General features: G+C 60.9%; 7 protein-coding genes. 2 read left to right on the top strand and 5 right to left on the bottom strand.

What is annotated here, in order from left to right:
- Nucleotides 1-93: 93 nt before the first annotated feature.
- From ACESMW_RS11080 to ACESMW_RS11060, 5 genes are all read right to left on the bottom strand, one after another.
- Nucleotides 94-1,416 carry a Na+/H+ antiporter family protein gene (locus tag ACESMW_RS11080; RefSeq protein WP_372987098.1) on the bottom strand — a complete coding sequence of 441 codons (1,323 nt, stop codon included), beginning with the start codon at nt 1,414-1,416 and terminating at the stop codon, nt 94-96.
- Nucleotides 1,417-1,531: 115 nt separating this feature from the next.
- A complete protein-coding gene (locus ACESMW_RS11075) occupies nt 1,532-1,759 on the bottom strand; it encodes a DUF1653 domain-containing protein (RefSeq protein WP_372987097.1) in 228 nt (75 codons plus the stop codon).
- A gap of 11 nt (nt 1,760-1,770) precedes the next feature.
- Nucleotides 1,771-2,157, bottom strand: coding sequence for a DoxX family protein (locus tag ACESMW_RS11070; protein ID WP_372987096.1), 387 nt, complete (start codon nt 2,155-2,157; stop codon nt 1,771-1,773).
- Between the two features lie 50 nt (nt 2,158-2,207).
- Nucleotides 2,208-2,858: a hypothetical protein gene (locus ACESMW_RS11065; RefSeq protein ID WP_372987095.1), complete on the bottom strand. Its 651-nt coding sequence runs from the start codon at nt 2,856-2,858 to the stop codon at nt 2,208-2,210.
- 202 nt (nt 2,859-3,060) lie between these two features.
- Nucleotides 3,061-4,389, bottom strand: a complete 1,329-nt coding sequence (locus ACESMW_RS11060; protein WP_372987094.1) for an MATE family efflux transporter — start codon at nt 4,387-4,389, stop codon at nt 3,061-3,063.
- 204 nt (nt 4,390-4,593) lie between these two features.
- Between ACESMW_RS11060 and coxB the strand changes: the two genes are divergently transcribed.
- Both coxB and ctaD read left to right on the top strand, forming a co-directional pair.
- Nucleotides 4,594-5,718, top strand: a complete 1,125-nt coding sequence (gene coxB / locus ACESMW_RS11055; protein ID WP_372987093.1) for a cytochrome c oxidase subunit II — start codon at nt 4,594-4,596, stop codon at nt 5,716-5,718.
- Between the two features lie 57 nt (nt 5,719-5,775).
- Nucleotides 5,776-7,359 (top strand): cytochrome c oxidase subunit I, encoded by a 1,584-nt coding sequence (gene ctaD, locus ACESMW_RS11050; protein WP_372987092.1) that lies wholly within the window; start codon nt 5,776-5,778, stop codon nt 7,357-7,359.
- Nucleotides 7,360-7,383 lie beyond the last annotated feature (24 nt).

Raw genomic sequence — 7,383 nt, 5'->3', positions numbered from 1 at the left:
CCCGCTAGTTGCTGCCCCCCACACAAAACGGACCCCCGCCCCCTCGTAAGCCCCCACGACCAGCAGGCTACAAAGAACGGCGTACGCCAATACTCAGAGCACCATAGCCGCCAACCACCCAAAGGCGAGCAACGGCAGGTTGTAGTGCAGGAACGTCGGCACCACCGTATCCCAGATGTGGTTGTGCTGGCCGTCGACGTTCAGGCCGGCGGTGGGGCCGAGGGTGGAGTCGGAGGCCGGGGAGCCGGCGTCGCCCAGGGCGCCGGCGGTGCCGACCATAGCTACGATGGCCAGGGGGCTGAAGCCCATTTGCAGGGCCAGCGGCACGTACAGGGCTGCGATGATGGGAATGGTGGAGAAGGATGAGCCGATACCCATGGTGATTAGCAGGCCTACCGCCAGCATCAGGATGGCGGCCAGGGGTTTGTTCTCTCCGATGGCGGCAACGGACCCTTCCACCAGGTTGGCGATGTCGCCGGTTTCCCGCATCACTTCCGCAAAGCCGTTGGCGGCGATCATGATGAAGCCGATCATGGCGAGCATTTTCATGCCCTCGGTGAACAGATCATCGGCTTCTTTCCACTTCACCACTCCCGACAGGTTGAACAGCACGAAGCCGGCCAGGGCGCCCAGGATCATGGAGCCCAGCCAGAGCTGGACCACGAAGGCGACCACGATGGCCGCCAGGGCCATGATCAGCGTGCGGGGGCTGTAGGACACGTTGACCCGCTCGGTCTTTGCGATCGCTTCCATGTTGTACTTGCGGTCTCCGCGGTAGCTGAAGAACACCGCGATCAGCAGGCCCACCAGCATGCCCAGGGCCGGCAGGGCCATGGCGGACATGACGTTCAGCTCACTGGCGTCGACCCCGTTGTCGGCCACGTTGGCCAGCAGGATTTCGTTCAGGTAGATGCCGCCGAAACCTATCGGCAGGAACATGTACGGGGTGATCAGGCCGAAGGTCAGCACGCAGGCGACGAGCCGGCGGTCCATGTTGAGTTTTGCCATCACGTACAGCAGCGGCGGTACCACCAGCGGGATGAACGCGATGTGGATCGGCAGGATGTTCTGCGAGGAAATGGCAATGGCCAGCAGCAGCCCGACAATCAGGAAACGGATGCCGGTGGCCGCCGTGCCGTCATCCTGTCGGCCCACGAGGGCCAGGGCACGGTCGGCCAGGGCGTGGGCGAGGCCGGATTTGCCGATGGCGACGGCGAAGGCGCCCAGAGTGGCGTAGGATAGCGCGACGGTGGCACCACTGCCCAATCCGCTATTGAAGGCTTCGATGGTGGCGTCCAGGGACATGCCGGCGATCAGGCCGCCGGAGATGGCACCTACAATCAGGGCAACGACAACGTGGATACGGCACAGGCTCAGTACGAGCATGATCAGCACCGCGGCAACAACGGCATTCATGGCAAACTCCGGGTAGGAATCATGGGTTGCTCTGGCCCCTTGTGGGGGCCGGCGTCATGAAAAGCGCGCTAATGTGCAGGAAATAACCGCCCGAGTCAAAACGGGATTCCCGAACTCAGTCGTCCATGCGGGCAAAGCGGGGAACCTGTTCGCCGGCGACTTCCACGGTCTCCCGGAACATGGCGAGGGGGCGCACCCAGAGGCTGTAGTCGCCGTACAGGCAGCGGTAGACCACCAGGGGCTCTTCGGTTTCACTGTGCCGGGCCACGCCGATCACTTCATAATCCTGGCCCTTGTAATGCCGGTAACGCCCGGGGCTTATGGTCGGTTTCTTGTCAGTCATGGTCAGCCCTTTCAGTTCTTGAGCTTGTACCTGCCGGGTCCGAGGAAGACCACGGCGACGGCGGTGAACAGGAAGAACAGCTGGAGTTCCAGCGCCAGCCCGCCGTTGCGGCCCAGAGCCAGCAGTTCATGGGCATGGACCAGGACGATGGCCACGACCATGTTGAACACGATAAGCATCGCACCGATTCGGGTCTGGTAACCCAGGATCACCATCAGCGGCGCAATCAGCTCGCCGATGAACACGCCAAAGGCCAGAAAAGCGGGCAGCCCGTGGCTGGCCAGCTCTGCTTCGATAAAACCGATGCCGTTGAGCAGTTTGGCGATGCCGTGAAACAGCATCAGTCCGCCCAAAGTCAGGCGCAGAATGAGTTTACCCAGATCGGCGTTTTCCAGCATGACGTCTCCTGTGGCTGATTGAAGTCTTGGAAAGCCGCCAAGGATACCGTCTAAACCAGACCTCCGCCCAGTGAAAACCGGATATGGTTCCGGATCAGCAGGTTTTCCCAGTACTGGCGCATCCAGTTCCAGGCCGCGTTGTTCACCTGCTCGACGAACGGATCCAGGTTCAGGTCGTAATAGTCCGGTGTGCCGGCGATCTGCAGTACTGTGACCGTGACCGAATCATCCAGCTCGTTGGCGAAGGGCTCGCCAATCAGCTCGTGAACCAGCAGGTTGGCCCGGGTGGCCTCGATGTCCACCAGTTCGCTCTGCCGGATTGAACGGTTGTTCTCGTGCATTTCTTCCATCAGCCGATGGCACAGGTAGGCGCGGATCAGCAGGCCGTCGAGCCCGTCGTAGCGGACCAGGAGTATTGAAGGCTGGGTAAAGTAACGGATGGCGGCGTCCACGAAGGGCCGGAACAGATCGGCTTTGCCCGCCTCACGGGCACAGGCTTCCACGCATTCGATCAGTCGTGGCGCCATCTCGATGTATTCAATGGCGAACTGGAACAGCGCAGTGGCCGGCTGGTAACCCTCGATCACCACGGACGACGGCAACCGCTCTGCCTTCTCGCGAAGCTGGCGGAGAAAGGTCCCGGATCGGGCTTCCTTGCGCCGGGCGTCGTCAATGATTTCGAGCACTACCTGTGGTGTCATGTGAGGAGATGCCAGTGTCTGTGCTAGTTGAGGTCGCAAGGCGCCTCCCGTTGTCTGCAACGAGTCAATCAGTGCAGCAGGAAGCGGTGCACTGTACCAACCCGCCTGCTGTTTCTGACTAGTGTAGTCGACATTTGTCCGCTTGCCGGTCCGTTGCCTGCAAATTACGACGCCGGCAAATTACCGTCCGGACAGGCCGGGGTCAGGACGGTTCGAACCAGCGGCCGGCCCGGGTGTGGGACCAGCTCAGCCAGCCCATCGTGATGGCCCGGGCGAGCATCAGGCAGATCAGGGAGAACCACAGACCGTGATTGCCCCAGCCGGTGGTCAGCCACCACACCGGCAGGAACACGCCCAGGGCGGAGAACAACATGGTGTTCTGCATGTCCCGGGTGCGGGTGGCGCCGATGAACACCCCATCCAGCAGGAAACCCCACACCGAGGCGAACGGCAGCAGCCACAGCCACGGCAGGTATTCCCACGCGGTCACCCGGACCGACTCGATGCCGGTCAGCAGTGCGATCAGATGCCGCCCACCGATAACAAAGACGATGGTCAGCAGTAGGGCGCCCCACAGGGACCATCGCAGGGCGCTGCGGAACACCACGCGGAACCGGCGCCGGCTGTCCTTGCCAATGGCCTCGCCGATCAGTGCCTCGGCGGCGTTGGCGAAGCCGTCCAGGGCGTTGGAGATCACCAGCAGGAAGGTGATGAGCACGGCATTGGCGGCGAGGATGGTATCGCCCTGGCGGGCACCCTGGGCGGTAAAGAAGGCCAGCACCAGTAACAGGGCGATAGTCCGCACCATGATGTAGCGGTTGACCCGCAGGATTTTCAGGTAGTCGGACACCTGCCCGAAGAGTTCCCGGGTCAGGCGCTGCCCTTCCGGCAGGCGGGTCAGCACAATGGCGAAGCCGATGGCGGCGGCACCGTATTCGGCAATCACCGTGGCGATGGCCACACCCCGGCTGTTCCAGCCCAGGCCGGTCACAAACAGCACATCCAGCACGATGTTGAGGCCGTTGGCGACGATCAGCATGATCATCGGCCCCCGGGGAAACTGCATGCCGATCAGCCAGCCCACCAGGGTGTACTGGCAAAGTACCGCTGGCGCACTCCAGATCCGGATGGCCGCGTATTCGGCCGCCAGTCCGGTCACATCCGGGCTTGGATTCATCAGCGCCAGGCCGATGCGGATCAAAGGTTGGTGAAACAGGATCAGCGACAGGCCGATGCCCACGGCAAGCAGCACCGAGCGCAATAGCAACGCCACCTGGCCAAAACTGTCCCGTTTGCCCCATGCCTGGGCCGCCAGGCCGGTGGTGCCCATGCGCATGAAACCGAAGGTCCAGTACAGGATGCTGAACAGGTTGGCGCCGACGGCGACCGCTCCGAGGTATTCCGGGCTCTCCAGATGGCCCAGTACGGCGGTGTCCACCAGGCCGAGCAGGGGCACGGTCAGGTTGGTGAGCATCAGGGGCCAGGCCAGTGCCCAGAGTCGCCGGTCGGTGGTGGCCAGTTGAAAAGTCATATTCGTTCTGATTCTTAAAAATCCCGGGTTAGCAGGTTTAGATTTAGCCGATTCTTTAGTGTTTTTTTGATCTGTGTCTATACTCGAATTTGGAGTATCCGTAAGCAGGCTTCCACTCTGGTTTGGCTGGTGTTTCTGCGAGTGCCGTCAAAACAGAGGGATAACGCAAAATCCGACAAGAATAATACTCTGTGGAGACACAGTATGCGCGTGCACGCTAAGCGGGCAGGTGCCCTGTTGGGTGGTCTTGTGTTCCCGACCTGGTCCATGGCGGACTGGACGATGAACATGACGCCCGGGGTAACCGGCACCAGTAATGATATTTTCAGCCTTCACATGACCATTCTGTGGATCTGCGTCGTTATCGGCGTGGTGGTCTTCGGGGTCATGTTCTGGTCCATCTTCGCCCACCGCAAATCCCAGGGCCACAAACCGGCGAATTTCCACGAGAACACGATGGTGGAGATTCTCTGGACCATCATACCGTTTGTCATCCTGGTGGTCATGGCGATCCCGGCTACGGCCACGCTGGTCGACATGTACGACACCACCGAGTCCGAGGTGGATATTAAGGTCACGGGTTACCAGTGGAAGTGGCAATACGAATATGTCGATCAGGACTTCGGCTACTTCTCCAACCTTGCGACACCCCGCGATCAGATTGAAAACCGGCAGGACAAGGGCGAAAACTACCTGCTGGAGGTGGATAACCCACTGATTGTTCCGGTCGGCAAGAAGGTTCGGCTGTTGCTGACCGCCAACGATGTCATTCATTCCTGGTGGGTGCCGGAATTCGGCGTAAAAAAGGATGCCATTCCGGGGTTCATCAACGAAACCTGGTTCCGGGTGGACGAGCCGGGTACCTATCGCGGCCAGTGCACCGAACTGTGCGGCAAGGACCACGGTTTCATGCCGGTGGTGGTCGAAGCCGTCCCGGAAGAGGAATTCAATGTCTGGCTGGCGGAGCAGAAAGACGCTGCCGCCAAAGAGCGTGAGCTGACCGAGAAGGACTGGACCATGGACGAACTCATGGCCCGGGGTGAGAAAGCCTACCAGACCGCCTGTGCCGCCTGTCACCAGCCTGATGGCAGCGGTGCGCCTCCGGCTTTCCCGGCACTCAAGGGCAGCCCGATTGCGACCGGGGACATGACCGCGCACATCGATGTTGTGGTCAACGGGGTTTCTGGTACGGCCATGCAGGCCTTCGGCAACCAGTTGAGCGAGGTGGACCTGGCGGCAGTGATTACCTACGAGCGGAACGCCTGGGGTAACAACACCGATGACATGGTCACGCCCAAGGAAATACTGGATTACAAGAACCAGCAGTAATCGACGCCAGATAATAACGATCACCAGCCACAATTAACGGCGGTAACGGGGGTTTTCATGAGTGCGGTTGCAGATACCCACGCCCAGGAACATCATCACGGCCCGGCCAAAGGCATCAGCCGCTGGCTGCTGACCACCAACCACAAGGACATCGGGACCATGTACCTGGTGTTCAGTTTCGCCATGTTCCTCCTCGGGGGAACCATGGCCATGGTCATCCGGGCAGAACTCTTCCAGCCCGGCCTGCAGATCGTGCAGCCGGAATTCTTCAACCAGATGACCACCATGCACGGTCTGATCATGGTGTTCGGCGCGGTCATGCCGGCGTTTGTCGGGCTGGCCAACTGGATGTTGCCGTTGATGATCGGCGCACCGGACATGGCTCTGCCACGGATGAACAACTGGAGTTTCTGGCTGCTGCCGTGCGCGTTCCTGATCCTGGTATCCACCCTGTTCATGGAGGGCGGCGCACCCAACTTCGGCTGGACCTTCTACGCGCCCCTGTCGACCACCTACGGGCCGCCAAGCACCACCTTCTTCATCTTTGCCGTCCATATCATGGGGATCTCCTCCATCATGGGCGCCATCAACGTGATCGCCACCATCCTGAACCTGCGTGCCCCGGGCATGACCCTGATGAAGATGCCCCTGTTCGTGTGGACCTGGCTGATTACCGCATTCCTGCTCATAGCAGTCATGCCGGTACTGGCCGGCGTGGTCACCATGATGCTGATGGACATCAACTTCGGCACCAGCTTCTTTGATGCCTCCGGCGGTGGTGACCCGGTGCTGTTCCAGCATGTGTTCTGGTTCTTCGGACACCCAGAGGTCTACATCATGATCCTGCCGGCCTTCGGTGCCGTGTCGCACATCATCCCGGCCTTCTCCCGAAAACCGCTGTTCGGCTATGCCTCGATGGTGTACGCGGTCGGCGCTATTGCCCTGCTGTCCTTCATCGTCTGGGCACACCACATGTTCACCGTGGGCGTGCCGCTGGCGGGGCAGCTGTTCTTCATGTACGCCACCATGCTGATTGCCGTGCCCACCGGGGTGAAGGTGTTCAACTGGGTGGCCACCATGTTCCGGGGTTCCCTGACCTTCGAGGCGCCCATGCTGTTTGCGGTGGCCTTCGTGATCCTGTTCACCATCGGCGGCTTCTCCGGCCTGATGCTGGCCATCGCCCCGGCGGACTTCCAGTATCACGACACCTACTTCGTGGTGGCTCACTTCCACTACGTACTGGTGCCCGGCGCCATCTTCGGCATCTTCGCCTCAGCCTATTTCTGGTTGCCCAAGTGGACCGGTCACATGTACGACGAGACCCTGGCCAAGACCCACTTCTGGCTGTCCTTCATCGGCATGAACCTGGCTTTCTTCCCCATGCACTTCCTGGGACTGGCCGGTATGCCGCGCCGGATTCCGGATTACGCCCTGCAGTTTGCCGACTTCAACATGGTCTCCAGTATCGGCGCGTTCATGTTCGGTGCGACCCAGCTACTGTTCCTGCTGATCGTGGTCAAGTGCATCAAGGGTGGCAAGGAGGCCGCGGCCAACCCCTGGGATGGTGCCGAAGGCCTGGAATGGACCGTACCTTCGCCGGCGCCCTATCACACCTTCGCCACGCCGCCGGAGGTGAAATAAGCCCCCGGCGGGGCCTGTGAAGGG

Source organism: Marinobacter sp. (assembly GCF_041690455.1).
Taxonomy (GTDB): Bacteria; Pseudomonadota; Gammaproteobacteria; order Pseudomonadales; family Oleiphilaceae; genus Marinobacter.
Note: the sequence above shows the minus strand (reverse complement) of the source record. Positions and strands in the feature narration are given on the sequence as shown.

What these genes read in the sequence shown, in the direction of transcription:
- ACESMW_RS11080 (WP_372987098.1), bottom strand. Translation starts at nt 1,416, where the DNA reads ATGAATGCCGTTGTTGCCGCGGTGCTGATCATGCTCGTACTGAGCCTG.
- ACESMW_RS11075 (WP_372987097.1), bottom strand. Translation starts at nt 1,759, where the DNA reads ATGACTGACAAGAAACCGACCATAAGCCCCGGGCGTTACCGGCATTAC.
- ACESMW_RS11070 (WP_372987096.1), bottom strand. Translation starts at nt 2,157, where the DNA reads ATGCTGGAAAACGCCGATCTGGGTAAACTCATTCTGCGCCTGACTTTG.
- ACESMW_RS11065 (WP_372987095.1), bottom strand. Translation starts at nt 2,858, where the DNA reads ATGACACCACAGGTAGTGCTCGAAATCATTGACGACGCCCGGCGCAAG.
- ACESMW_RS11060 (WP_372987094.1), bottom strand. Translation starts at nt 4,389, where the DNA reads ATGACTTTTCAACTGGCCACCACCGACCGGCGACTCTGGGCACTGGCC.
- coxB (WP_372987093.1), top strand. Translation starts at nt 4,594, where the DNA reads ATGCGCGTGCACGCTAAGCGGGCAGGTGCCCTGTTGGGTGGTCTTGTG.
- ctaD (WP_372987092.1), top strand. Translation starts at nt 5,776, where the DNA reads ATGAGTGCGGTTGCAGATACCCACGCCCAGGAACATCATCACGGCCCG.